A 23,870-nucleotide genomic window follows, 5' to 3' on the forward strand; every position below is an offset into this window, starting at 1 on the left:
CCATTCACCGTCCAAAATGCTCGAAAACTTCAGCTTCCGCACCATCGTCGAATATCTGCCCCTGTTCGGGCAGGGCCTCGTCACGACCGTGTGGCTGTCTGTCCTCTCCTTTGCCGGCGCGCTCGCCGTCGGCATCGTGCTCGCCGCCATGAACCTGCAGCGCGGCCGGCTGTTCCGCGTCCCGGCCAAGGCCTATATCGACGCGGTGCGCGCCACGCCGCTGCTGGCGCAGCTTTATTTCCTCTATTTCGGCCTGCCGCGGCTCGGCTTCGTCCTGCCCGAGCTCGTCGTCGGCATCTTGGCCCTGTCGCTGAACAGCGGCGCCTATGTCGCCGAGATCATCCGCGCCGGCATCCTGTCGATCCCGCGCGGCCAGGTGGAGGCCGGCGTCGCCTCCGGCATGACCTATGTCCAGCGCATGCGCCTGGTCATCCTGCCGCAGGCGTTCAAGGTGACGATCCCGCCGCTGCTCGGCCAGGCGATCGTGCTGGTCAAGGATTCCGCCCTGTTGTCGCTGATCTCGGTTGCCGAGCTGACGCGCGCCGGACAATTGCTCGCCTCCGACCGCTTCATGCCGGCCGAAGGTTTCATCACCATCGCCGCCTTCTACCTCCTGCTCTATTACGGGCTGAAGGGGCTGGCGGCGCTCTCCGGGCGCTGGCTCGGCCTGGCGGGGGCACGGACATGATCTGGCAGCAGCTGCAAAGCATCGCCGGCAGCTATCCCCTCGCCTTGCACGGCCTCGGCATGACCGTGGTGCTGTCGCTGATCAGCCTGGTGCTGGGCACGCTGCTCGGCTTCGGCCTCGGCATCCTGCGCACCGGCGGCAACCGGCTGATCAGCGGCGCGATCGGCGCCTGGGTCGACCTGATCCGCGGCACGCCGTTCCTGGTGCAGATCTTCCTGATCTTCTTCATCCTGCCGGAACTCGGCATCGAGCTCGACGCCTTCACCGCCGGCATCATCGCGCTGACCAACCTGGCCGCCTGCTTCATCTGCGAGATCGTCGTCGCCGGCATCCGCTCGGTGCCGACCGGCCAGGTCGAGGCAGCACTGGCGTCCGGCCTGTCGCGCTGGCAGCGCATGCGCCAGGTGGTGCTGCCGCAGGCGATGCGCATCGTGCTGCCGCCGCTGGTCGGGCAATATGTGCTGCTGATCAAGGATTCCTCGGTCGTCTCGGCCATAGGCCTCACCGACCTCACCCGCGTCGGCTGGCTGGTGGTGCAGCGTGTACCCAATGGGCTGCTGGTCTTCTTCCTCGTCGGCCTCGGTTACTTCATCGTCTGCTACCCCCTGATCATGCTGGCCCGCCGGCTGGAGCAACGCATGGGCGCGGCGCATGGCGAGGTGCAGTTGTGACATCGAACCTCAAGGGTCCGGCAATATGACCAAAACCGGCATGATCGAATTTCGCGGCGTCAACAAATGGTTCGGCACGCTCAACGTGCTGAAGGACATCAAGCTCAGCGTCGAGCCGCGCGAAGTGGTCGTCGTCTGCGGCCCGAGCGGCTCGGGCAAGAGCACCCTGATCCGCTGCATCAATGGGCTGGAGACGATCCGCGACGGCGACCTGACGGTCGACGGCCAGCGCCTCGGCGACCCCGCCACCAACATGACGCGGCTGCGCACCGAGATCGGCTTCGTCTTCCAGTCGTTCAACCTCTACCCGCACAAGACGGCGCTCGAGAACGTCACCCTGGCGCCGATCCATGTCCGCAAGATCCCGCGCGCTGAAGCCGAGAAGGCCGGGCGCGAATTGCTCGCCAAGGTCGGCCTCGCCGACAAGGTGAACGCCTATCCGGCGCAGCTGTCTGGTGGCCAGCAGCAGCGCGTGGCGATCGCGCGCTGCCTCGGCATGCGCCCCAAGATCATGCTGTTCGACGAGCCGACCTCGGCGCTCGATCCCGAGATGATCTCGGAGGTGCTCGACGTCATGGTCGCGGTGGCCGAGGAAGGCATGACCATGATGGTGGTGACGCACGAGATGGGCTTTGCCCGCAAGGTCGCCCAGCGCGTCGTGTTCATGGACGCCGGCGCCATCGTCGAGAGCGGCACGCCGGATGAGTTCTTCTCCAACCCGAAGACCGACCGCAGCCGCGCTTTTCTGAGCAAGATCCTGCGGCATTGACAGCAGCGACAATACGCACCGAACCTGCCGTCGCCTTTGCGCCGAGGTTGCGCTCGAGCCTACAATGAATCATCCGCAGCGGCGCACTATGGCGACACACCGAGCGCGCGCAGTGCATTGCCTGCTGCGACATATTCGATGAAGTCGTGGGGGCAGTCGCGTTCCGCAAGCCGGTACCGCCGCAAGGCTTCATCGTCACGGCCGTCGAGCCGGTAAAAACTCCGCGACATAGAGATTGGCCTCGCATAGATTTTCGCGTTTCTTGGCCGGGACCGGGACGGGATCGTCGGCTGCGGCCAACGCTGCTTCGGGCGTCTGTTCGCCAAGAAACATGCGAAACCAGCGGCGCCGGCCAACTTCACGGCCGCGGCCAAGACACTTCGGGTCTCGCCGTCGGCGATCAGCAAGATGATCAGGCAACTGGAAGCGCGGCTTAGCGCGACCCTTCTGACGCGGACCACGAGGGCGACGAGCCTGACTGAAGCCGGCGAGAGGTTTTGAGCCAGGCAGGACCGGCGCTGGAGCTCATCCTTGCCGCAATGAGGGATGCGGGAAGCTTTGCCGAAAAGCCTGCCGGCCGGTTGCGGTTGAATGTCCCGCAGATGATCTATCCGAACTTCCTCAAAGTACCAGAAACTTAGGCAATGATACTTTCCAAATCCCTGCCCCGGAGCGCCGATCTGGTTCCTTTCGTGGCTCCTGCGGACGTGGCCGCGCTGTTCGCGACCAAATCTTGCGCCGGGTTAACGTCCGCTCTGGGCCTAAGATCTGCCGAAGCGTTCAGCCGACCAAGCGGCAGCAATGGGTGGCGAGCCGACGCTCCACGCGAACGCATGGAATGGCCGGCTTGCTGGGCTAGCCGGACGTTGAATGTGGATCAATTCGAGCTGAAAAGAAGCACAGTTCTGGCTCCATGACGCCGGCAGAGCCGATGGTGCCGCCAGCGCAATTCCTTTCTCTGCCCGTTTCGGACCGACGCTTCTCAGAACGCGAAATCCGCGGACTGAACGACATCGGCTGGGAGCCAGGTTTCATGAACTTGCAAGATCTCGGGCCCCCGGCTGTTGCCGCGATCGCGGACCACCATCGTCGTGACCCGGCCATTGTTCGGTTGATCGGAGTCCTTCGCGTCGCGTTGCCATTCGTGGTAGTTCACGACCGCCAGGTCGGCGCTTTGATGGCTGATCCGGATGTCGCGTATTTTGATACGGAAGGCCGGATTCGATCCGTAGATGCTCTTCATGTAACCTGCGAAATCATTTTTCCCGAACGCCCTGCCGCCCGGCATGATGGCGACCAGATCGTCGCTGATCCGGTCGAGCGCGTTCTTCTTGAACGTCGCGTCGTCGCCAGGGCATCGGCCCGCCACCCAGTCGGTGAAGAATTCGTGGATGTCGTGGATCGTCGCCTCGATTTCCTTCGTTTGAAGGGACATTTTTTCCTCCTGTCTCAAGATGATGCTGGATCAGGCGCTTTACGCCGTGGCTTGCCCCGACCGGACGCTGCTTGAGGACAGCCCGTACCACGCGAGCCACAGGCACATGAGAAGCGAGGAAATCAGCCAGATCGGACCCCCGATGCCGATCCCGAGCTGCTCACCGAGTGTCCACCCGGTTGCTGAAAGGATACCGAACGCCGAGCCGACGATCGCGGCCCATCGGGGCAGTATCCCAACGTTGTCGCGGGCATCGTGATACGCGACAAGCGCTGTCGCCAAGGCTAACGCCCAGAATCCGTTACCCATGCCGCCGGAAAACGCCCACCAGGTCATGAAGGCGTTGGTGTCACCCCGGTCGGCCGCGACCGCGACCACCGATGCCTCGGCGACTGCGGTGGAGAACGTAGTCAGGGCGCCGAGAGCCATCACCATCCAGGCAGAACTCAGCATCGGCGAACGCCGAACCCGGGGGTTGAGCGCCAGGTTCAGGAACGAAGCGCCGGCGATCAGGAACAGCGCCGCTGCCGCCGTCCAATGGACCGTAGCCCATCGCCCATGGCCCTCGGCGATATTCTGCATCTGAACAGACAAATCCGCGTCCGGTGGCCCGTGAAAGACGAGCGCAGCCGCCAGCAGCAGCGTTCCGGTGGCGAGCCAGACACCGCCCGGCCCGCTCATGCTGTTATTATTCGTTGGCATCGGGAAAACCTCCTGTGGCCTTTATCACGCCATGAGGTTTAGACCCGCGCCACGGTTGCCCGCTTCGGCGTAAGTACCCACGCAGCGAGAAATTTGGCTTGGGTAGGATTACCCAGATACGACCATGCCGATCAGGCCGTGCTCGACCGCATAGGCCGTGGCTGCCGCGCGCGTGCGCACGTTCAGCCGCGTCAGGATATCGCTAACGTGACGGTCTACCGTCCGCTGGCAGACCGAGCTCGCGGGCAATTTGAGGAGGTGGCGGCAGGTTACCGATGTGACAGAAGTTCGTTTCGGGCTCAATCGAGCCGTTCATCGCGTCCGCCGCCGAGGACCGGGGGAAGGGTGGATGCTGCCATTCGTCTCGTCGATGGGAACGAGTAGGTAGCGCCAATATCGCGACATTCATGGCGCTTCTCAAAAGCGGCCCTTCGCGCAACGGCTCGAATCGACCCATTTCTGCCGTTCGGATATCGGCCTCATCATCTCCAAGGCGGACATTCACCCATTATTCGACTAAAAATCTCGTTCCGATCAAAGCCGCCCTACTTCGTTGCAGCGGCTGCGGCTTCCCCCGGCGGCATAATCCGCATCATGAACGTCGACACCGCTTCCCCGGGTTTGAACGGGCCGGGAACCTGGTGGCTGACCGGCTTCACACTTTGGAGGAATGCCGCGATCGCCATGGCGTCATCCGCGGTGAGATGCGCAAAATCGCGCCAAGGCATGATCGGCGCCAGGATGCGGCCGTCCGGCCGTTCGCCGGTCTGGATCGCGGTGACGATCTGCTCCGGGGTCCAGCTTCCGATACCGGTCTCCCTGTCAGGCGTGATATTACGGGCGACAAAGACACCAAGACCAGGAATCTCGAAGCCCACATCTGAACCGCCAAGGAAGCGCGACATGTCGGGCTTCCCGAAGAAGTAACCGGATGTGTGACAGTCGCTGCAGCCGGCAATCGTAACCAGATATTCGCCGCGCGCGATCTGTGTGTCATCGGCCATGGCCGCGTAAGATGGCAGGGCAACAATCGACGCTGTCAAGAATGCAAGATGAACTGGTGTCCGAAACATTGCTTCCTCCCTGTGATCTGTTCGTGTTTGTCCGTCGACCTCCCGCGCCGTCAACCGGTCGCAATTCCCCGATTTTAACCACGTCGAGGACGCTGAATTCTAGCATGGCCAGCACGTAGTAACCATCAGCGATCAATTGGATGGTCGGCACTTGTCGCGCCCCGTTGAGCGCAGCTGTGACGGAGCTTGCTCAGCCGACGCACACGCCTTCTTTTGGCGCGATCGAGCCACGCACGTTGATGGATCGACTTCGTCGCCTGAAATGCCTTGACGGTCGGACCGGGTCGAACTCGGTCGTTCAGAGTGATTGGGTTTGATCCTGAAACGTCAGCCGCAGGCGACCGGATTCTTCAGCCGCCACACCGCATCATGCGCCGCCTCGGCCGGCCGCGCGCGCCTGTCAACCTGAGCAGTCCCACCTGTCAGCCGCATCAGTGCACCCACCGCGAACCACGCGGAACCGTCAAATCCCCATAGCGCCGGAACCACGCCCTCCATCCCGCGGGTTCTTTCCCTGGAGGCTTTCGGACGCCGGCCCTCGCGCCAAGCCAACACCTGTTGGCCGGCATCCGTAACCCTAAACAATAGCCGACATTTGCCGCACGCCTTCAGCTTTGACATCGGCGCTATCTTCAATTGCTGCCGGGGTGGCGGTGTAACCGTCAACGTGAGTCATCATGGCCTCCCTGATGTTGATAGGACGGTAACGTATTGCACGTGCCGCTGGCCTCTTGGGGTGCTCACGCGCTGAAGCTCGCGCTGCGAGCTTTCGACACGCTGTTCTCGGCTCGCGCGAGCCCCAACCCGAACCACAACGTCCACAGGGCCATTACAAAAGACGACGCAACCCAGACGAGGCTGCCCAGCCCGATGCCGAACCACATGCCCAGCGGCCATCCGACGAAGGCACCAAGCCCGGCCACGACTCCGACCAGTGACGCCCAGGTCGGCGTTACCTGTTGCCGGCTCAGCGTCTCATTGCCGGCGATCACGGCAACCGCCAGGCAGAGGAACATGAAGCCGTTGGCCTTGCCCTCGGCGAAGGCCCACCAGACCGCGAATCGCGCCATGTCGTTGGCGGCGACGGCATCGGCGACGGTGGTGGCCTCGGCCACGGCGGTTGTCATCGTCCAGAGCGCGCCGACGGCCACCACCGCCCAGGCGGATAGGGTCCACCAGCGTTCGGTCAGTCGAGAGCCGGCGGTCAGCACGATCAGGCTCGCGACGACGAACAGCGAAAGTGCTGCCGCGGCGGCCCAATGCACGACCACCCACAGGGTGACGCCACTGGCGATGGCCTGCATTTGCTGGGCGAGGTCGGGATTAATCGGCCCGTGACCGATCAGGACGAAACCCAAGAGTACAGAAGCGATCGCAAGCCAGGCGCCCGCGACCCGCATTCCGGTATCGGCATGCGACATCGCTACTTCCCTTCATTGTGGCCGGATGTTCGCAGCGCGATCACTGCGTCCGTCTCGCGATCTGTGGGCGAGCTGCGCCGTGGCGCCGCGCATCCATGGCCGATCGATTTCGAGTGCAAGCTAGCGCGGAAGGGAGGGCGGCGCTTCGGGCGAACCACCCAATGGGCGCCGATAACGGCATGGGTGATTCGACCCATGCCAGACCTGCTCAAACCAGGCGGTGCTCGTAGGCCCAGGCGGTGGCGGCAGCGCGCGTGGGGACGTCAAGCTTGTTGAAAATATTGCTGACGTGCCTGTCCACTGTCTTCCCGCTCAAATCCAGTTCGTTGGCGATTTGCTTGTTGGTTTTGCCGGCAGCGACCAGGCGGAGAACTTGCAGTTCACGGGCAGAGAGGCCGCGGGCTCCGTCTGATCGCATGCCAAGCAGGATATCGACACGAGAAAGGTCCGGCATCGCACCGAGCTGCCGAAACACTGTCCGGGCTGCCTGCAACTCCAGTTCCGCACCATCGTTGTCACCGAGGGCGCGGCAAGCCTGGCCTATCATGACGCCTACGCGCGCTGCTTCGTATGGCGCTTCGACTTGCTGCCACCCCTCGAGTGCCTGGCGCAGCCAAGTCAATGCAGCCTGCGCTTCGCCTTCTGCCAGTTCCACCGCTCCCCGCGCGTGAGCGGCAAGGGCGCGCAGCGGTTCGGTTCCGTAGCTTTCTCCAACGTCCGCCAGTTCGTGGCAGGCACGCCGTGCTTCCTCGATGTCATCAGCCGCCAGCATGATCTCGACGTGAGCAGGCAGCAGCCGAATGCGTTTCAGTTGGTCGGTCGTCGCGCCCATGACGCGCCGGATTGCGGCCGCAGCCGCATCGATGTGCCTTTCGGCCAACCGCAACAGGGCAAGGCCCGGCTGCGGTTCGAAGCCATGTTGGCTTGCACTCCGATATGCCTGCTCGGCCACGTCAAAGTCTCCGCGAAGGCGGTATACTTCCGCCAGCTGGTACCATGCTCCAGCCGTATCTCTCCGATTGTTCGACTGCGTCAAACGCTCCACGGCCTGCTGCGCTTCGTCGATCGCGTCCTGCCATGCGCCGCTGAGCCGCTTGATCTCGGCGCGATGCATCAGGCAGGTGCCGCTGAAACTGACCAGCTGGGGCTGTTCGGCGCACCATCGCCCCAGGGCGGAGGTCCATTCGCGTGCGCGGCCCAGAGCATGGACTTGCTGACACGCTTCGATCACGCTGCAGCAGATCAAGCCGGTAAGCAGCGGCGACAATTCGCCGGCCGTGACCGAAACCATCGCCTCGTCCAGGAGCGCGAAACCTTCCGCGGTTCGCCGCTGGCGCAACAGAACACGGCCCTGCAAGTGCCGTGCACAGGCCACCAGATCCACGTCCGCAAAGCGCTCGCCAATCTCGACTGCGCCGCTCGCCGCAGCGTAGGCCGCTTCAAGGTTGCCCGAAGCAAGCTGCTGTTCGACATGGGGCAGCATCAGGTAACCCTGTTCGGCACAATCATGTGGCTCGCGTTCGAGCAGCCGATGCGCCCGTCCAAACCAGCCGGCCGCCTGAGCCATCTCCCCACGAAAGACAAGGCGCAGGCCAAGCCAGAAGGCGCAGCGGGCGGCCCGATGGCACTCGCCCGCGTCCAGATATGCATGATGGGTTCGCTCCAGGGCCCGCAGGTACTCCTCGTCGCGCCCGGTCAAATAGGCCGACATCGCCAGCCGTTCGAGATCGTCCACTGCGAGCGGAGCCGCTTCGCCGGCACGCGAGAAGAACCGATAGGCGTCGTCCCACGCCCTTTCCTCGTAAGCCTCACGACCGAGCACGAGCTGGTCCGCCTCCTGCAAGGAGCCGCTGTTGAATTGCTGTCGGTCTGACCTGCCCATCCGCATTGGTTCCTAGCCATCAATGGCTGCTTTGGAGCCAAGGTGCAGTATAACATGCTCGAACGCGAATGACCGGAATGCACTTAAAGCGCTCTGAATGGGGAACGTCCCGGACGACTGAAACGGGTCGAACTCGGTCGTTCAGAATGATTGGGTTTGATCCTGAAACGTCAGCCGGCCGTGGCCGGCGTCTTCAGCAGAACGTCGCCAGAGGCTCAGTGCGGATCTCGACCCACTGGCAGCGCCGGCTCTCATGATAGAAGGACAAGAAGGGCGATGGGAACGCAGGGTCCGCGAAGGCACCCACCGGGATGGCGGTCAGACCGGGCTGGGTGTCGATCCGGTAGTGGACGGTGGTGCCGCAATCCGGGCAGAAGCTGTAGATGACGCGGCCACCCTCCTCGCCGGTGCGCGAGAATTCCGCTGCCCGCCCCTCGATCGATACGTCATTCTCGGCAAACCGCGCATTGAAGCTGAATGCACTGCCGGTGCGCCGCTTGCAGGCCAGGCAATGGCAGACGGAGACGCGCACCGGCTCGCCCGAACAAATGGCCGATAGCTGACCGCAGGAACATTCGGCGCGACGCGTGACCATGGCTACTAGACTCCTGAAATGACCTCACTGCGCATCCGCGTGGGTGCTCAATTCGGCCCGCTTCTCATCCGAGACGACGGCGAGATCGAGGACCTTCTGCAATTCGGCAGCATGCCGGAACGACGGTTCGGCCTGGACGCCGCTGCGCACCGCATCGACGAAGCGCTGGTAGTTGGTCTGCACCGTTCCGGCGTCCAGAACTTGCCATTTGGCGTTCTCGACATCCTCGCCGATGCAGGCTTTCAGCTCCGAGCCGGTCAGATTGTGCACGACTTCGATGCCACCCTTGTCGCCGTAGATGCGCAGTCGGAGCTCGTTGAGATGGCCCGTCGCCCAGCGGCTGGCATGGACGACGCCGAAAGCGCCATTGCTGAAATCGAGCGCCATGGTGAAACTGTCATTGGCGTCGAGCTCGTACTCCCCGATCCGGTTGCCAGGCGCCTTGTCGAAGGACCGCAGGCGGCAGAACACATGGTCGATGTCGAGCGCCGCGCCATAGCTGGCGAAATCGAGGATGTGGATGCCGACGTCGCCCAGCACGCCATTGGAGCCGTGGCCGCGCGACAGCCGCCACAGCCATTTCGGATCGGTGCGCCAGTCGCCCCAGAACTTGGATATCAGCCAGCTCTGCAGATAGGACGCCTCGACATGCCTGACCGTGCCGATCTCGCCGGCCAGCACCATGGCGCGCGCTCTCTGCAGCGGCGCGACGTTGCGATAGGTCAGGTTGACCATGTTGATGATGCCGGCCCGCTCGGCCGCATCGGCCATTTCACTGGCCCTCTGGTAATTTTCGGCGAGCGGCTTTTCGCACAGCACCGGCTTGCCCGCCGCGATCAGCATCATGGTGGTCGGATGGTGGATGCGATCGGGCGTCACGTTCGCCACCGCGTCGAACTTGCCCCATGCCAGCGCCTCGTCCAGCGACGCGAAGCGGTTGGGGATACCGTAGATGTCCGAAAACTTGTCGACACGCGTGCGGTCGAGATCGACGGCGCCGATCAGTTCGACGCCCTCGATCTTGCCGAACTGCCTGGCATGCTCCTCCGCCATCCAGCCGGTGCCGAGTATCAACAGACGCATGATTCTTATCCTTAGGACAGGGCTTTATCTTCTTGTTCGATCATGGATTTGTCGTCTAGCGGAAGCCGGCTTCGCCGGCGGAATGAAGCTTTCCGCCGCGCTCGACGATCGGCTCGAGCGCCTTTTCCACCGGCACGTTCGGCGCATCGAGGATGGCTGGATTGGAGCCTTGGGGGTTGTGCGCCCATCTCACCGCATTGCGCAGCACCTTGTGGACGTTGGCGTCGTGATAGGTCGGATAGGTCTCGTGGCCGGGCCTGAAATAGAAGATGTTACCGGCGCCGCGGCGATAGGTCAGCCCCGACCGGAACACTTCGCCGCCCTGGAACCAGGAGATGAACACGGTCTCGAGCGGCTCCGGCACGGCGAACTGCTCGCCATACATCTCCTCGTTCTCGAGCTCGAAATACTCGCCGATCCCGGCAGCGATCGGGTGGTTGGGGCTGGTCACCCAGAGCCGTTCGCGCTCGCCCGCCTCGCGCCATTTCAGCGTGCAGGGAGTGCCCATCAGCTTCTTGAATACCTTCGAGAAATGGCCGGAATGGAGAACGATCAGCCCCATGCCTTCCCAGACGCGGCGCGCCACGCGCTCGACCACTTCGTCGGCGACGGCGCCATGGTCCTTGTGTCCCCACCACAGCAAGACGTCGGTCTCGGCCAGACGGTCGGCCGGCAGCCCATGCTCCGGCTGCTCCAGCGTTGCCCAGGACACTGATATTTCCGGGTCGAGCTTCAGTGCATTGGCGATCGTCGCATGCATGCCCTCAGGATAGATGCCCGCGACCACTTCGTTGGTCCGCTCATGAATATTCTCGCCCCAGACGACAGCGCGTATTGTCATGATGTCCTCGTGATTGTTTGAAGCCGGAGCCGCCCCACCGGCCACTCATACTGTCCCTGGACGGGATTGAAAACCTTCGAGATTGGCCAAACCTCCCCAGCTTCGTCATCCCAGGGCGGAGCAGGCGCGAAGCGGCGTCGCGAAGACCCTGGGATGACGAAGCCATGAAGGGCTGCCGCGAGCGACCTAAGCCCCTCGCCCCTCTTGGGCGACGCGTGTCAGCGGCTTCGACAGGCGCGGCACCACGACGAGGCGCTTGATCTTGCCCTTCTTGTAGGCGGCGAGGAAGCGGGCATAGTCCTTGAAGACGACGCAGCCATTCGATTCGGCGCGGCCGCCGCGCAGCATGTAGGTGTGGGCGAGCAGGCCGTCACGGCCATATTTGTTGCTGCCGCTGGCCGGCGTCAGACGGATCGCCTCGACACCGTGGAAGCGCGATTCGCGCATCGTCAGATTGTAGGTATCCGGCGGCGTCGGGCCGACATTCTTCTTGTGGACGTAGCGTGGCTGGTCGACCATCGCGCCCAGTCCCGAATGTGCCTCCAGCCGCGAGCCGTCGGGCATATAGACGGTCTTGGCCGAGATGTCGTAGACGGCGACGCCGGTACCCATGTTGGGCGTGGTGAACAGGTTCCTGAAGGCTCCGCCGAGTCCGCCGGAAGGCATGTCGGGCTTGGCATAGGCCAGCATGTCGCCGCCCTGCGTCTTCGAACGTTTGCCCGGCTTGCCCGACACACCCGGCACTGCCGCTTGTGACGAATTGCGAGGCGACAGGCTGCCGGGTTGCGTCTCGACCGGCGGACCGTCGGCCGTCTGCACCTTGCTCGCCTTGGCGGTCCTGGAGGCCTGCGCCTTGGGCGGCTCCGTTTTCGATGCCTGATCCTTTTGCGCCTGATCTTTTCGCGCCTGGTCTTTTGGCGCCTGATCTCTTGACGCTTGAGCCCGCGGCGCCTCGGCCAGCTTATCGATGTCCGCCCGCGGACGCAGCGTCGGCAGCGGAATGCTGTCGGGCATGTCGTCTTGCGGCGGCAGCGAGGCCAGTTGGACCTCAGGTTCTTGCGGCTCTTGCGAAGCCGCGGGCTCGCTTGCCGCGACGGCTGCCGGGAGCACGTCGATCATCTGCTCCGGCAATGTATTCGCCAGCGCCAGCGCAAGGCGCGACGAGCGTTCGATCTCCGCCACCGCGGGCCCGAAGCGCACTGACGCCGGGCCGTTCGGGTCGGGTATGCGTACCGGCTCGGCGAACCGGGCGTCGGCCGGCAGGCTGGCGAGCATGACGAGAGAGCCGGCTGAGGCACGGGCAAAGGCGGCGGCAAGCTTTTGCGGCGACAGCGCGGCCTTGGCGACCACGTCGTCGAAGCTCGATTGCCGCGACGCATCAGCGACAAGCGGCACGGTGTTGCGCTTGAGGCGGGCCGATTTTCCCTGGTGGACGAAGTTCGACGCCGACCGCAGGCAGTTGGCATCGCATCCGTGCTGCAGCAGCTTGGCCGACAGCGCCGCGTTTGCTGCGGCCCATGTCGGGGCCTGCGCCTTTGGAAGGCTGCGGCGAGGATCGGCGAGCGCGATGGTGCGCGGCGCGAGCAGGCTTTGCGGGAGACCGTTGGAAGCGGCGCTGAGCGAGGTTCCCACTGAATAAAGGCCGGCCAAGGTCGCTACCGACCATAAAGCAATGGCTGCGCCGACGGCCGGAACCGCGACCCAGCGCAGGCCGGGCCTCATCGAAGTCAATCCAGTTGCAGGACTGTCACCCCGGGTTTTCGCACTTACAAACGCCATTCAACCACTCTCAATCGGCCGATGCCGGCTAGCGGATTTCGCAGCCGTGACATTCACAGTTCGCCTGGTGCCCCCAGCACGCTTTGCGTCTGTTGCCGATTGATTCAAAAGATGGACAAAGTTGGTTAACCAATCCCTCTACCGACCGCCGATTGGGCGACGGTCACACCGAAAAACGCCCTCCAAAACCTGCATAGGTGGCAAAACTGCCCTCCAATGATGACTTTGCTGCCCGTTTTTGTCGGCCGAGTCAAGAAAGCGAAATGACTAGACCTTGCTGGGCGGAGTCGGCCATGGCTGCCAAAGTGAAGCCGGGCCGACCGGAATCGCGCGGCCGGCAGCCGCCGCCATCAAGCCCCGGCGATCGGTCAAACCGGCGATTATCGACCTGGCACTTGTCGACCTGCCACTCGGGCGAATGAACGTTAACCTCTGAGAATTCGGGATAGCGGCAAGATGTTTGCCGCACAGCAGCTGAATGTCGCGAAGTGCCGGAGCGGGATATCCAACACCTAGGCCACAGCCACCACTATGTGAGCCTGGATTTTGGCAGCAACCTCGCCGCTGCCATGCCTGTCAGCAATCGCGGCTGCGGCGTAGTCGGTTGCAGCGTCCAGTTTTCCCGCCTCTCTGGTCTCGATTTCATTGCGAAGGAGAGTGCCCTGGCAATAAGCAACGGCCGGAACGCGCGGCGAGGAGGCACGGCTTTGTTTGGCCCTCGTCTCGATCACCACACCGGAAAAACCTGCGTCCTCCAGCTCGCTACGGATCAGTGCCGTATCGTGGTAGCCATGCGGCGTGCGTGCCAGAAAGCGCGGCGGATCGTTCGGAAAAATCCTCGCCAGGGCATTCGTCACATCGTCCGCAAATACATTCTCTTCGATGCGATCCCATACGCTGAATAGAAAATGTCCTCCGGGCTTCAGGACTCGCCGGGCTTCGCGATAGGCAGATGAGCGGTTGGGAAAGAACATCGCACCGAACTGACAACAAACGAGATCGAAGGCCGCATTTTCGAACGGTAGCGCCAGAGCATCAGCCTGACGCCAATTGATGCGATCGTCGGGAGCTTGCCGCGAAGCGGCGTAGTCGAGCATCGGCTGGTTGAGGTCGGTTACGACATAGCTTGCACCGGGCGACAGTTTTGGCGCCAATGCGCGGGTGACAACCCCGGTGCCCGCGGCGGTTTCCAAAACGGCGCTTGGCGACAATGACGCTGCTCGTCGCGCAAGATCTGCGGCGAACGGCTCGAAAATCAACGGCACCATATAGCGGTCGTAGTTTTCCGGAATTGAGCCAGCGAATACCTTGTCCGTTTCCAACATTGCTATCCCCCGTCGCCCGTTTGATGGCTCGCCAGCATAGCATGGAATTGTTTGCTGTTCGGTCGCATTCGACCGGGAGGCGGTTCGCTTCCGTAAGCTCCGAAACGCCGTGCTGCAATTATCTGCATGTGTGCTAATGTATTGTAGTCATGCGCATTGGTGCGTGGCCAAACATTAAATGGGAGGACGCGATGAAAACCATGAATCGCAGGTCCGCGATTGCTCTCGGCGTGACGGCGGCAGCGGTAACGCCTTTGTTCACGCTGGCGGCGGCGGCAAAGGTGAAGAAATACGGCCCGAAGGAAGGCAAGGAGATTGCACCCGGCGTCAGATTGGTCGAGGTCGGCACGGGCAATTCCGATATCCCCGCCTACAAGAGCATCTCAATTGTCGATATAGTCTTTCAGCCCGGAGCAGCCGCCCCTCAAATGGTGATGGACAACGACATGGTCTGCACCATTGCTGCCGGTGAATTCACGATCAAGAAGGCGGACAAGGAATTCAAGCTCAAGGAAGGTGACGTATATACCTGCTCCAAGGGCAAGACCGACGCGGCAGCCAACACCAGCAAGGTGGTCGGCATCCACCGCATCGCCGTCTTGATACCTGCCTAGCGCATACCGACGAAACCGGCCCGCGTCCTCTTCGGAGACGCGGGCCTTTTGATGACGTGCGTGGCCTTGAGCGGTTCATCGCTTCACCGCTTCGACCCGGTCGACTTCGTCCAAGTGTGGTGAGGCTCATGCTGTTCGTGGTTTTTCCTCCCGATTTTTACTTATGAGCGGTTCTCCCTCCGACCGCTTTGAAAGGGTGATATTATATTAGAGATCGCGCAAGTTTCTGGCTGACTGCTGCATTGGCGGATTGGCAATGCGGCAGCGCGCTGAGCGTTTTGGAGTTCACGAAACGGCCCGGTGCTCTTCCCGAGCTGCCTCCCAGACCTCGCGCGCCGCATCTGCATTCAGTGCCGCGATTCCCAGGCCGACGATCAGATCCGGCCACGCCGAGCGCCACAGGAAGGCCGTCACCAATCCGGCCAGTATGATCGCAATATTGGCGACCGCATCGTTGCGGGCCGAGAGGAATGCCGCCCTGGTAAGACTGCCGCTGTGATGGCGGTAGCGCGCCAGCATGTAGGCGCATGACAGATTGACCGCCAGAGCGCCCAATCCCGCCAGCGTCAGCGCCGTTGGCTGCGGCGGCACCGGCATGTTCAACTTTTCCCACGCGGTCCACAGCGTCGCCAGGCCCGGCACCAGCAGGATAAGCGCCAGCGCCATGCCGACCCGCGAGCGGGCACGCAGCGACCATCCCATGGCGAGCAGTATGAGGAGATTGACCGAGGCATCTTCCAGAAAATCGACGCTGTCGGCGAACAGCGACACCGAGCCGATCGCCAGCGCGACAGCGAATTCAATGCCGAAATAACCCAGGTTCAGCAGTGCGACGACAAGCACCACCCGGCGAAGGCCGTCCGACGCAATGGCTTGCTGCATGGTCTGTCCTAACACGATGCCGTTGTCGCTCTTACCAGCTGCTCTTCCAACGCAACAGCCGCATGGCATTGGCCGTCACCAACACCGTCGCCCCGGTGTCCGCGAGAATGGCGGGCCAGAGGCCGGTGATGCCGGCGATCGTCGTCACCAGGAACACTGCCTTCAGGCCCAACGCAATGGTGACGTTCTGCTTGATGTTGGCCATGGTTGCTTGGGACAGCCTGATCATGGCCGCAACGTCGCCGACGCGTCCATGCAGCACCGCTGCGTCAGCCGTTTCAAGAGCCACATCGGTGCCGCCGCCCATGGCAATGCCGACATCGGCCGCGGCAAGTGCCGGCGCATCGTTGATGCCGTCGCCGACCTTGGCTACCCTAAGCCCCTGCCCCTTCAACTCGCCGAGGATGCGCTGCTTGTCCTCAGGGAGCAGTTCGGCGCGCACCTCGATGCCGAGCTGTTTGCCGATGGCAGCCGCCGTGCGCTTATTGTCGCCGGTTAGCATGACTGTCCTGATGCCTGCATTGGTCAGCGCCTTTAGACCGGCGAAAGCATCCGGCCGGGGTTCGTCGCGCATGGCAATGAAGCCGGCCAGCGCGTTGTCTACAAGCAGCACCGCCACTGACTTGCCTTCATCGTTCAATGCCACGATGCGTGCCGCCTGGTCTGCTGGCAGCAGGTTTATCTCGCCCGCCGCGACTGGCGAGCCCAGAAACAGGTTCTTGCCGCCGACACGACCGATAACCCCTTTACCGCCGATCGCTTTGGCTTCGGCGGCAGGCGGCACGGGAATGTTGCCGGCTTTGGCCCTTTGGAGGATGGCCAAAGCGAGGGGATGGCTCGAGCCGATCTCAAGCGCTGCCGCGAGCGAAAGGATGTCGCGTTCACTGGCACCCACCGCAACGACATCGGTGACCTGTGGCTTGCCGAGCGTCAGCGTGCCGGTCTTGTCGAGCGCCACGGCGTTGATGGTCGCGAGCCCTTCCAGCACCGCCCCACCTTTCATCAGCAGGCCGCGCCGGGCTCCGGCCGAAAGCGACGCCGCGATCGCCGCCGGAACTGAAATGACCAGCGCGCACGGGCAGCCGATGAGCAGCAGCGCCAGCCCCTTGTATATCCATTCGTTCCAATCGCCGCCCAAGAGCAGCGGCGGTGTGGCGGCCACAAGCGCCGCGACGGCGACAACGCCGGGCATGTACCAGCGCGAAAAGCGATCGATGAAGCGCTCGGTCGGCGCCTTGTTTTCCTGCGCCTCCTCGACCAGCTTGATCACGCGTGCAATCGTGTTGTCTGCGGCGGTCGCCGTCACCTTGACGCGCAGCACGCCGTCGCCGTTGATAGTGCCGGCAAAGACCGTGTCGCCGACGTCCTTGCGCACCGGCACGCTTTCACCGGAGACGGGTGATTCATCGATGGCGCTCCCGCCTTGGGTGATCTCGCCGTCAGCCGGAATCCGGTCGCCCGGCCGCACGAGGATGATGGCGCCCACAGCCAGGCTTTCTGCCGGCACCTCGCGGGTCTGGCCGCCTTTCTCGACGAACGCGGTTTTGGGAACGAGGACCGTGAGCGCTTGAATACTGGACCGTGCCTTGCCGGCCGCAACCCCTTCGAGCAACTCGCCGATCAGGAACAAGAAGACCACCGTCGCCGCTTCCTCGCCGGCACCGATGATGACGGCCCCGGCCGCCGCCACAGTCATCAGCATTCCGATTGTGAACGGAATGCCTGCGGCTGCGGCCATGGCCGCTCGGCGCGCGATCGGCGCCAGGCCGAGCAGCATTGCGGCGATGAAGGCCCACGGGCCGGTCGCGGGCCAGGCGTAATCAATCGCGAAAGCCACGGCCAAGGCGACTCCGCTGGCGATGGCCAGGCGGCCCTTGGCGCTGTCCCACCATAGCACCGACGCCGGCGCATCATCGTTATCATGTAACCCCGCTACGGTCTCGTCGTGATTGCGTCTTCCGTCGGCATGGTTGTCGGCGGATTGATCAGACACCGGCGTCCCAGACTTGGAGGTCAGCGGAGCGACGGCGTAGCCGAGGCCGGTGACCTTCCTCTCGATCGCGCCGAGATTGCTTTCGGGAGTATGAGTGACCGTCAGAGTGCCCGCCGAAACGGATACGTTGATGTCCTGAACACCAGGCATCCGCCGCACGGCCGTATCGATTTTGCTGGCGCAACCGGCGCAATCGATGCCCTCCACGCGGTAGCGGGTCTGTTGTTTGGTCGCAGCCATGGTGAACCTCTTGTATCTTCGACCGCGACGCTACATCCTCTAGCGACTAGAGGAGCAAGCGAAATGTCAACAGGTATGACCATCGGTGAAGCGGCCCGACACAGCGGCGTGAAGGTTCCAACCATTCGCTACTATGAGCAGATCGAGTTGCTTCCTGCCGCTGCCCGCAGCGAAGCCAATCGCCGGCAGTATGAAGCGGCAGACTTGCGCCGGCTCGCCTTCATCAGGCACGCGCGCGAGTTGGGGTTCGGGATCGAAGCCATCAGGGCGCTGCTGACGCTGCAGGATAATCCCAGCCAGCCTTGTGCGACTGCCGACGCCATTGCCCAGGCGCGTCTGGCCGACGTGGTTCAGCGGATACGCAGCCTTACAGCGTTGAAAGCCGAGCTGGAGCATATGGTCGAAGGCTGCCGGCACGGAAAAGTCTGCGAATGCCGTGTCATCGAGGTGCTGGCGGATCACGATAAATGCGAGCATGCCCGGCACTGATTGGCTCCCCTTGGTCGCTATGTCACAGCATTGGCACTTGCAAAAACCGTACTTTGCGGTCAGCCTGAGCAGATGTTGGCTCGGCTGTCGCCAAAACATATGCTTGTCACGCTGCTCGCGGTCTTCCTGACCGTGGGGCTCAGCCTGTCCGGTGCACAGGCCAGCATCATGTCGGCAACGATGACGGCCGGCGTGGCTGCCGGCGATGGCATGAGCATGCCCGCGGGGCCCGGCATGGACAAGATGGCCGATGCCGCCATGAAGGGTGACTGCAAGGGATGCCTCAAGGGTGCCGGCGATGACGGCAAGGGGATATACTGCCCGCCGACCTGCATTGCCCCGGCGCTTGCGTTGCTGCCGCAGAAGCTCGAGATGACGGCAACCCCGCTGCCGTCGCAAATATCGCCGCTGCCGGTGCCGTTCCTGCACGGACGAAGTTCCCTGCCCGACCCATACCCTCCCAGACCCAGCGCTCTCGTCTGACGCCGTTTCAGCCGTCCCACGGCTGATGTCCGGCGTCCGGTCGCCCGCTCGCGTTGATGCGCGACGGGCGCGGACAAGCAATCAGTCGACGCTCGCCGTCGATCGAGATCGCAAGGAACGTAAGGGTGAATAGCAATTCCAGTCTTTTCCTGTCGCGCCGCGGGTTCCTGCTTGCGGCGGCGGGCGTCGCCGTCTCGACGTCGATGCGCCCGGCGCGGGCAGCCGCAGTTGATGAGCGCCGTATCAAGGTCGCGCCGGCCCATGCCCGGTTAATCGACGCAGGTGGCCCGCAAACCACGGGATGGGCCTATGACGGCACAATTCCCGGCCCGACGCTGCGCCTGCGGCAAGGCCAGCCGGTCCGCATCACTGTCGAGAACGGTCTCGACGAGGATACGACCGTCCACTGGCACGGCATTCGCTTGGCAAACGCAATGGACGGCGTGCCGGGCCTGACCCAAAAGCCGATCGGGCCGGGGCAAAGTTTCATCTATGAATTCACCCCGCCCGATGCCGGCACCTTCTGGTATCACCCGCACGCCGACAGCCTGGTCCAGCTCGGCCGTGGCCTTGCCGGCGCGCTGGTCGTCGAGGAGGTCGAGCCGGTCGCCGTCGACCGTGACATTCTGTGGCTGCTGCAGGACTGGCGGCTTGCGGCCGATGGGCAGATCGCCGGCGGCTTCGGCAGTGCCATGGATGCGTCGATGTCGGGCCGCGTCGGCAATGTCGTCACCGTCAACGGCACGGGGCCAGGCGATCGGAGCGTGAAGGCCGGCGAGCGCGTCAGGCTGCGGCTCGCCAATGCCTCGCTTGCCCGCATGATGGCGCTGCGCTTCGAAGGCCACCGTCCGGTCGTCGTCGCCATCGACGGCCAGCCCTGCGATCCGCATGAACCGGAGGGCGGTCGCCTGGTGCTGGCGCCCGCCATGCGCATCGATATCGTGCTCGACATGCAGGGCCACCCCGGCAGCCGCCACGCGGTGATCGACGATTTCTACGACGGCCTCGCCTATACGCTGACCACGCTGGCCTATGACGCAGCGCCGCCGCTGAGAACCCATCCGCTCGACACGCCTGTCGGCCTGCCGCGCAATCCCTTGCCCCAGCCCGACCTCGCTGGCGCCGAGCGCCAGGAGATCGTGCTGCAGGGCGGCATGATGGGCGGCGGCAAGCTCAAGGGCGTCGGCGGCATGATGGGCATGGGGATGATGGGCATGAACGGCGGTGCGGCCTGGGCGATCAACGGCATGTCGATGACCGGCGACGGCCATGCCGGCATGGCGCCGCAGTTCACGCTGAAACGCGGTGTGACCTGCCATCTCACCATGCGCAACGAAACCGCCTGGTGGCACCCGATGCATGTCCACGGCTTCAGCCTGTCGGTCATCTCGCGCAACGGTTCGCCGGTGCCGCACCGCCAATGGCAGGACACGGTGCTGCTCGCCCCCAAGGATGTGATCGAATGCGCCTTCGTCGCCGACAATCCGGGCGACTGGATGCTGCACTGCCATGTCGCCGACCACCAGATGGCGGGTCTGATGACCGTCTTCCGCGTGACCTGATTTTTTCGCCACCCAATCACCCAAGGAGAACTGCAAATGAAACTGCCCTACTCAATCGCCGCTCTCGCGGTCGCAATCGCAATGCCGATGCCTGCATTCGCCGCAACGATCCAGGCGGTGATGTACAAGAACCCGAGCTGCAGCTGCTGCGAGACCTACGCCGCCTATCTCGAACAGAACGGCTTCAAGGTCGAGCTCAAGCCGACCAACGACCTCAGCCAGATAAGCGCTGGGCTCGGCGTTCCCGCGCAATTGCAAGGCTGCCATTCGGTGGTGATCGGCGACTACGTGGTCGACGGCTTCGTGCCGGTCGACTTGGTCAAGAAGATGCTGACGGAACAGCCCCAAATCACCGGCATCGCCATGGCCGGCATGCCGATGGGCTCGCCGGGAATGGGCGGCGAGAAGACCGAGACCTGGAAGGTCTACGCCTTCACCAAGGACGGCAAGGCGCCGACCGTCTACGCGACGCAGTGACGGCCGGCGATGAATTTCTGGAACTCGAGGAGACTGCCATGAAACTGACCTACTCGCTTGCGGCCTTCGCCGTCGCGATCGCCATGCCCCTTCCGGCCGTCGCCGCGACGATCGAAGCGGTGATGTACAAGAACCCGCAATGCAGCTGCTGTGAATCCTATGCTAACTATTTGGAGCACAATGGCTTCAAGGTCGAGATCAAGCCGGTCAACAACCTCTCGCAGATTAGCGGCGATGCCGGCGTGCCGGCCGACCTGCAAGGCTGCCATACGCTGATGGTCGACGGCTATGTCGTCGACGGCCTAGTGCCGGTCGAGATCGTCAAGAAGCTTTTGACCGAAAGGCCAGCAATCACAGGCATCACGCTGGCCGGCATGCCGACGGGCGCGCCCGGCATGGGCGGCGAGAAAGACGGGACCTGGACGATCTATGCTTTCACCAAGGACGGCAAGGCGCCGACCGTCTACGCGACGGAGTGAAAGGCACCGCGATGTTGACCGACATTTCCGATTGTCCGGCCAGAACCTGGCTTGCGATGACCTTCCTGTCCGTTGCCGGTTTCCTCGTGCTGCTGGTTCTGGTGCTCGCCGTCGCGGCACTCGCAAGATACGTGCTGACGGGTCGTCGGACCACAATCGGCCGGGTGCATCATGACCAGCGGTGACGTTCAATCCGATGCGGGACCGGCAGCCATTCGGCGCGCCTTGCTTCGACGATTACTGGTCGTCCTGCCCGTGATGATTTTCGTCGGGCTGGCCGTGTTGCTCGCCTGGGGGCTCACGCGCAATGCATCCGACATTCCATCGGTGCTGATCGGCAAGCCGGTGCCCCAATTCAGCCTGCCGCCGGTCCAGGGTCGCACGTTTGGTTTGTCGAGCGGTGACCTGCGGGGCGACGTTTCGCTGGTCAACGTCTTCGCATCCTGGTGCTTGGCCTGCCGCGAGGAACATCCTGTGTTCATACAACTGGCGGCGAGCAAGACGGTGCCGCTGCATGGGCTCAACTACAAGGACAGGCCCGATGATGCCGCACAATGGCTCGACACGATGGGCGATCCTTATACGCGTACCGGCGCGGATCTGAACGGCCGCGTCTCCATCGATTGGGGCGTCTACGGCATACCGGAAACTTTTGTCGTGAGCGCCGACGGCCGCATTGTCTACAAGCACATTGGCGCGGTGACGGAAGAGGCTCTTGAGAAAACGATCATGCCGCTCGTCGAGCGCCTGAGGGCCGAGGCGAAGGAGCGGCAACCGTGAAGATGCTCACTCTCGCGCTCTTCGGCGCCTTGCTCACGATGGCGCAGCCCGCATCGGCCGTCGAGCCGCCGCAGGACTTCGCCATTCATGAGGCTCCCGTCCCCGTGCCGGAAATCAGCTTTGAGGACGCCGACGGTCAACCGAAAACGCTTGCGGATTTCCACGGCAAGGTCCTGCTGCTCAACATCTGGGCGACATGGTGCGCTCCCTGCCGCAAGGAAATGCCGACGCTCGACCGGTTGCAAGCCAAGCTCGGCGGACCGGACTTCGAGGTCATCGCGCTGTCGATGGATCGCGGCGGTCCGGACATCGTGAAAAAGTTCTTCGCCGAGATCGGCGTCGAGCATCTCGCCCTCAACATCGACACAACGGGCAAGGCGATGTTCACGCTCGGCGCCCTCGGCCTTCCCATGACATTGCTGATCGACCGCGAGGGCAAGGAAATCGGCCGGCTGATCGGCCCAGCCGAATGGGATTCACCCGAAATGATGGCGTTCATCCGCAGCCATTTCGGGGCCAACTGAGAAAGGAAAAGACATGACCACAACAGAATCGCCCGAAACCTCGCAGGCTTCGCTTGGCCGCAGCATTCTTCACGCCATCCGCCACTATCTCGGTGACCGGCGCGGACTAATCGCTGCCGGCACGGTCATTGCCGTCGCCGGCCTCGCCTTCAACTGGACATGGCTGGTCGCCGCGGGCATTGCGCCACTGCTGCTCAGCGTCCTGCCTTGCGTGGCCATGTGCGCGCTCGGCCTGTGCATGAACCGGATGACAGGCCGCACCTGCCAAACGGAAAACGCTGCCCCAAAAGCGGATGGGGAAGGCACCACGAAAGGCAGCGGTTGATGCCTATCCAGACCCAAAACGAGCGGCAAGCGCTCTCGCCGACTTTGGGCACGCGCTTGCTGTGCGGCCTGATCGCACTGGCGGCGCTGATCCTCGGCCTTTTTCACGGCGCGCAGGCGCATTCGCTCGATGAAGTCGACGCCATGCTCAAGGGCGACGAGAAGTATTTCCAGCCGATTGATAAGCCGATACCCGATTTCACCCTGCGCACCGCTGAGGGGCGTATCGTGCGGCCGACCGAGTTGCATGGCAAGGTCGTCGTCCTCCACTTCGTCTACACGTCGTGCACGGACGTATGCCCGCTCCACGCCGAGAAGATCGCCGAGATCCAGGCGATGGTGAACGCCACGCCGATGAAGGACCAGGTCACCTTCGTGACTATCACCACTGACCCGACGCGGGACACGCCGGACGTGCTGCGCAGCTACGGGCCGGCGCACGGGCTCGATCCGGTCAATTGGTTGTTCCTGACCACGACACCCGATCAGCCGGAGGACGCGACCCGCAAGCTGGCGGAAGCCTTCGGCCACAGATTCAGCAAGACAGATGACGGCATTCAGGCGCACGGCATCGTCACTCATGTCATCGACAAGGAAGGCCGGTGGCGCGCCAATTTTCACGGCCTGGATTTCGCGCCGGTCAATCTTGTCACCTTCGTCAACGCGCTCACCAACGGCGTCGAGCGTCCGCACCATGAACAGGAAACGGGTGGGGAGCCGGACGAAGGCTGGCTGGCAAAATTGAAGAACTTCTTTTGA

29 protein-coding genes are annotated in these 23,870 nt (G+C 63.3%); 15 read left to right on the forward strand and 14 right to left on the reverse strand.

Features of this window, described 5'->3' with window-relative positions:
- The first annotated feature begins 16 nt into the window (after positions 1 to 16).
- Genes NKH33_RS15125 through NKH33_RS15135 form a run of 3 tightly spaced genes read left to right on the forward strand, consistent with a single transcriptional unit; the run spans position 17 to position 2,128 of the window.
- Positions 17 to 688 carry an amino acid ABC transporter permease gene (locus tag NKH33_RS15125; protein WP_023720609.1) on the forward strand — a complete coding sequence of 224 codons (672 nt, stop codon included), beginning with the start codon at positions 17 to 19 and terminating at the stop codon, positions 686 to 688.
- A complete protein-coding gene (locus tag NKH33_RS15130; protein WP_352920321.1) occupies positions 685 to 1,359 on the forward strand; it encodes an amino acid ABC transporter permease in 675 nt (224 codons plus the stop codon). Before NKH33_RS15125 ends, NKH33_RS15130 begins: the two co-directional genes overlap by 4 nt.
- Positions 1,360 to 1,384: 25 nt before the next feature.
- Complete coding sequence (locus NKH33_RS15135; RefSeq protein ID WP_352473770.1) at positions 1,385 to 2,128, forward strand: amino acid ABC transporter ATP-binding protein; 744 nt, start codon at positions 1,385 to 1,387, stop codon at positions 2,126 to 2,128.
- An 86-nt stretch (positions 2,129 to 2,214) separates the two neighbouring features.
- Here NKH33_RS15135 and NKH33_RS15140 read toward each other — a convergent pair whose 3' ends face one another.
- Positions 2,215 to 2,358 carry a hypothetical protein gene (locus NKH33_RS15140; protein ID WP_352685236.1) on the reverse strand — a complete coding sequence of 48 codons (144 nt, stop codon included), beginning with the start codon at positions 2,356 to 2,358 and terminating at the stop codon, positions 2,215 to 2,217.
- Positions 2,359 to 2,536: 178 nt separating this feature from the next.
- Here NKH33_RS15140 and NKH33_RS15145 point away from each other — a divergent pair, with 178 nt between their 5' ends.
- Entirely contained in the window at positions 2,537 to 2,629 is a 93-nt protein-coding gene (locus NKH33_RS15145; RefSeq protein ID WP_352473773.1) for a LysR family transcriptional regulator, read from the forward strand.
- A gap of 481 nt (positions 2,630 to 3,110) precedes the next feature.
- On the opposite strand, the gene NKH33_RS15150 is transcribed toward NKH33_RS15145, so the two are convergent.
- The 11 genes from NKH33_RS15150 to NKH33_RS15200 all read right to left on the reverse strand — a co-directional run bounded on the left by NKH33_RS15150 (position 3,111) and on the right by NKH33_RS15200 (position 14,264).
- Positions 3,111 to 3,563 (reverse strand): nuclear transport factor 2 family protein, encoded by a 453-nt coding sequence (locus tag NKH33_RS15150; protein ID WP_352473774.1) that lies wholly within the window; start codon positions 3,561 to 3,563, stop codon positions 3,111 to 3,113.
- 39 nt (positions 3,564 to 3,602) lie between these two features.
- Positions 3,603 to 4,244 (reverse strand): hypothetical protein, encoded by a 642-nt coding sequence (locus NKH33_RS15155; protein WP_352473775.1) that lies wholly within the window; start codon positions 4,242 to 4,244, stop codon positions 3,603 to 3,605.
- A gap of 566 nt (positions 4,245 to 4,810) precedes the next feature.
- Positions 4,811 to 5,338, reverse strand: a complete 528-nt coding sequence (locus tag NKH33_RS15160; protein ID WP_502893757.1) for a c-type cytochrome — start codon at positions 5,336 to 5,338, stop codon at positions 4,811 to 4,813.
- Between the two features lie 327 nt (positions 5,339 to 5,665).
- Positions 5,666 to 5,836 carry a hypothetical protein gene (locus NKH33_RS15165; RefSeq protein WP_352501300.1) on the reverse strand — a complete coding sequence of 57 codons (171 nt, stop codon included), beginning with the start codon at positions 5,834 to 5,836 and terminating at the stop codon, positions 5,666 to 5,668.
- A gap of 242 nt (positions 5,837 to 6,078) precedes the next feature.
- A complete protein-coding gene (locus NKH33_RS15170; RefSeq protein WP_352501301.1) occupies positions 6,079 to 6,759 on the reverse strand; it encodes a hypothetical protein in 681 nt (226 codons plus the stop codon).
- 208 nt (positions 6,760 to 6,967) lie between these two features.
- The gene (locus NKH33_RS15175; RefSeq protein ID WP_352920325.1) at positions 6,968 to 8,641 is read right to left on the reverse strand and encodes a LuxR C-terminal-related transcriptional regulator; all 1,674 of its coding nucleotides are present in this window, start codon (positions 8,639 to 8,641) and stop codon (positions 6,968 to 6,970) included.
- Between the two features lie 193 nt (positions 8,642 to 8,834).
- Positions 8,835 to 9,236 (reverse strand): GFA family protein, encoded by a 402-nt coding sequence (locus tag NKH33_RS15180; RefSeq protein ID WP_352473786.1) that lies wholly within the window; start codon positions 9,234 to 9,236, stop codon positions 8,835 to 8,837.
- A gap of 24 nt (positions 9,237 to 9,260) precedes the next feature.
- Complete coding sequence (locus NKH33_RS15185; RefSeq protein ID WP_352920328.1) at positions 9,261 to 10,319, reverse strand: Gfo/Idh/MocA family protein; 1,059 nt, start codon at positions 10,317 to 10,319, stop codon at positions 9,261 to 9,263.
- A 55-nt stretch (positions 10,320 to 10,374) separates the two neighbouring features.
- A complete protein-coding gene (locus tag NKH33_RS15190) occupies positions 10,375 to 11,160 on the reverse strand; it encodes a ThuA domain-containing protein (RefSeq protein WP_352817357.1) in 786 nt (261 codons plus the stop codon).
- 186 nt (positions 11,161 to 11,346) lie between these two features.
- Entirely contained in the window at positions 11,347 to 12,882 is a 1,536-nt protein-coding gene (locus tag NKH33_RS15195; protein WP_352920331.1) for a DUF2778 domain-containing protein, read from the reverse strand.
- A 569-nt stretch (positions 12,883 to 13,451) separates the two neighbouring features.
- Positions 13,452 to 14,264, reverse strand: coding sequence for a class I SAM-dependent methyltransferase (locus tag NKH33_RS15200; RefSeq protein ID WP_352920334.1), 813 nt, complete (start codon positions 14,262 to 14,264; stop codon positions 13,452 to 13,454).
- 191 nt (positions 14,265 to 14,455) lie between these two features.
- Between NKH33_RS15200 and NKH33_RS15205 the strand changes: the two genes are divergently transcribed.
- Positions 14,456 to 14,878, forward strand: a complete 423-nt coding sequence (locus NKH33_RS15205) for a hypothetical protein (RefSeq protein WP_352817350.1) — start codon at positions 14,456 to 14,458, stop codon at positions 14,876 to 14,878.
- A 285-nt stretch (positions 14,879 to 15,163) separates the two neighbouring features.
- Here NKH33_RS15205 and NKH33_RS15210 read toward each other — a convergent pair whose 3' ends face one another.
- Together NKH33_RS15210 and NKH33_RS15215 are read right to left on the reverse strand one after the other, a co-directional pair.
- Positions 15,164 to 15,760, reverse strand: coding sequence for a cation efflux transmembrane domain-containing protein (locus NKH33_RS15210; RefSeq protein ID WP_352920336.1), 597 nt, complete (start codon positions 15,758 to 15,760; stop codon positions 15,164 to 15,166).
- 31 nt (positions 15,761 to 15,791) lie between these two features.
- On the reverse strand, positions 15,792 to 17,993 hold the full coding sequence (locus NKH33_RS15215; RefSeq protein ID WP_352920339.1) for a heavy metal translocating P-type ATPase: 2,202 nt from the start codon (positions 17,991 to 17,993) through the stop codon (positions 15,792 to 15,794).
- 75 nt (positions 17,994 to 18,068) lie between these two features.
- Here NKH33_RS15215 and NKH33_RS15220 point away from each other — a divergent pair, with 75 nt between their 5' ends.
- From NKH33_RS15220 to NKH33_RS15265, 10 genes are all read left to right on the forward strand, one after another.
- Positions 18,069 to 18,482 carry a MerR family transcriptional regulator gene (locus tag NKH33_RS15220; RefSeq protein WP_502904360.1) on the forward strand — a complete coding sequence of 138 codons (414 nt, stop codon included), beginning with the start codon at positions 18,069 to 18,071 and terminating at the stop codon, positions 18,480 to 18,482.
- Between the two features lie 99 nt (positions 18,483 to 18,581).
- Positions 18,582 to 18,965, forward strand: coding sequence for a hypothetical protein (locus tag NKH33_RS15225; RefSeq protein WP_352920341.1), 384 nt, complete (start codon positions 18,582 to 18,584; stop codon positions 18,963 to 18,965).
- Positions 18,966 to 19,090: 125 nt separating this feature from the next.
- Positions 19,091 to 20,527 carry a multicopper oxidase family protein gene (locus tag NKH33_RS15230; protein ID WP_352920344.1) on the forward strand — a complete coding sequence of 479 codons (1,437 nt, stop codon included), beginning with the start codon at positions 19,091 to 19,093 and terminating at the stop codon, positions 20,525 to 20,527.
- Between the two features lie 36 nt (positions 20,528 to 20,563).
- Positions 20,564 to 21,004, forward strand: a complete 441-nt coding sequence (locus NKH33_RS15235) for a DUF411 domain-containing protein (RefSeq protein WP_352920346.1) — start codon at positions 20,564 to 20,566, stop codon at positions 21,002 to 21,004.
- A gap of 38 nt (positions 21,005 to 21,042) precedes the next feature.
- Positions 21,043 to 21,483, forward strand: a complete 441-nt coding sequence (locus NKH33_RS15240) for a DUF411 domain-containing protein (protein ID WP_352473266.1) — start codon at positions 21,043 to 21,045, stop codon at positions 21,481 to 21,483.
- Positions 21,484 to 21,494: 11 nt separating this feature from the next.
- The gene (locus NKH33_RS15245; RefSeq protein ID WP_352473265.1) at positions 21,495 to 21,668 is read left to right on the forward strand and encodes a hypothetical protein; all 174 of its coding nucleotides are present in this window, start codon (positions 21,495 to 21,497) and stop codon (positions 21,666 to 21,668) included.
- Entirely contained in the window at positions 21,655 to 22,263 is a 609-nt protein-coding gene (locus NKH33_RS15250) for a DsbE family thiol:disulfide interchange protein (RefSeq protein WP_352703988.1), read from the forward strand. Before NKH33_RS15245 ends, NKH33_RS15250 begins: the two co-directional genes overlap by 14 nt.
- 2 nt (positions 22,264 to 22,265) lie before the next feature.
- Entirely contained in the window at positions 22,266 to 22,787 is a 522-nt protein-coding gene (locus NKH33_RS15255; protein WP_352920366.1) for a TlpA disulfide reductase family protein, read from the forward strand.
- A 13-nt stretch (positions 22,788 to 22,800) separates the two neighbouring features.
- Positions 22,801 to 23,112 (forward strand): hypothetical protein, encoded by a 312-nt coding sequence (locus tag NKH33_RS15260; RefSeq protein WP_352473262.1) that lies wholly within the window; start codon positions 22,801 to 22,803, stop codon positions 23,110 to 23,112.
- 56 nt (positions 23,113 to 23,168) lie between these two features.
- The gene (locus NKH33_RS15265; protein ID WP_352473261.1) at positions 23,169 to 23,870 is read left to right on the forward strand and encodes an SCO family protein; all 702 of its coding nucleotides are present in this window, start codon (positions 23,169 to 23,171) and stop codon (positions 23,868 to 23,870) included.

Origin of the sequence: Mesorhizobium sp. M1182 (assembly GCF_040318335.1) — a bacterium.
In the GTDB taxonomy this organism is placed as follows: domain Bacteria; phylum Pseudomonadota; class Alphaproteobacteria; order Rhizobiales; family Rhizobiaceae; genus Mesorhizobium.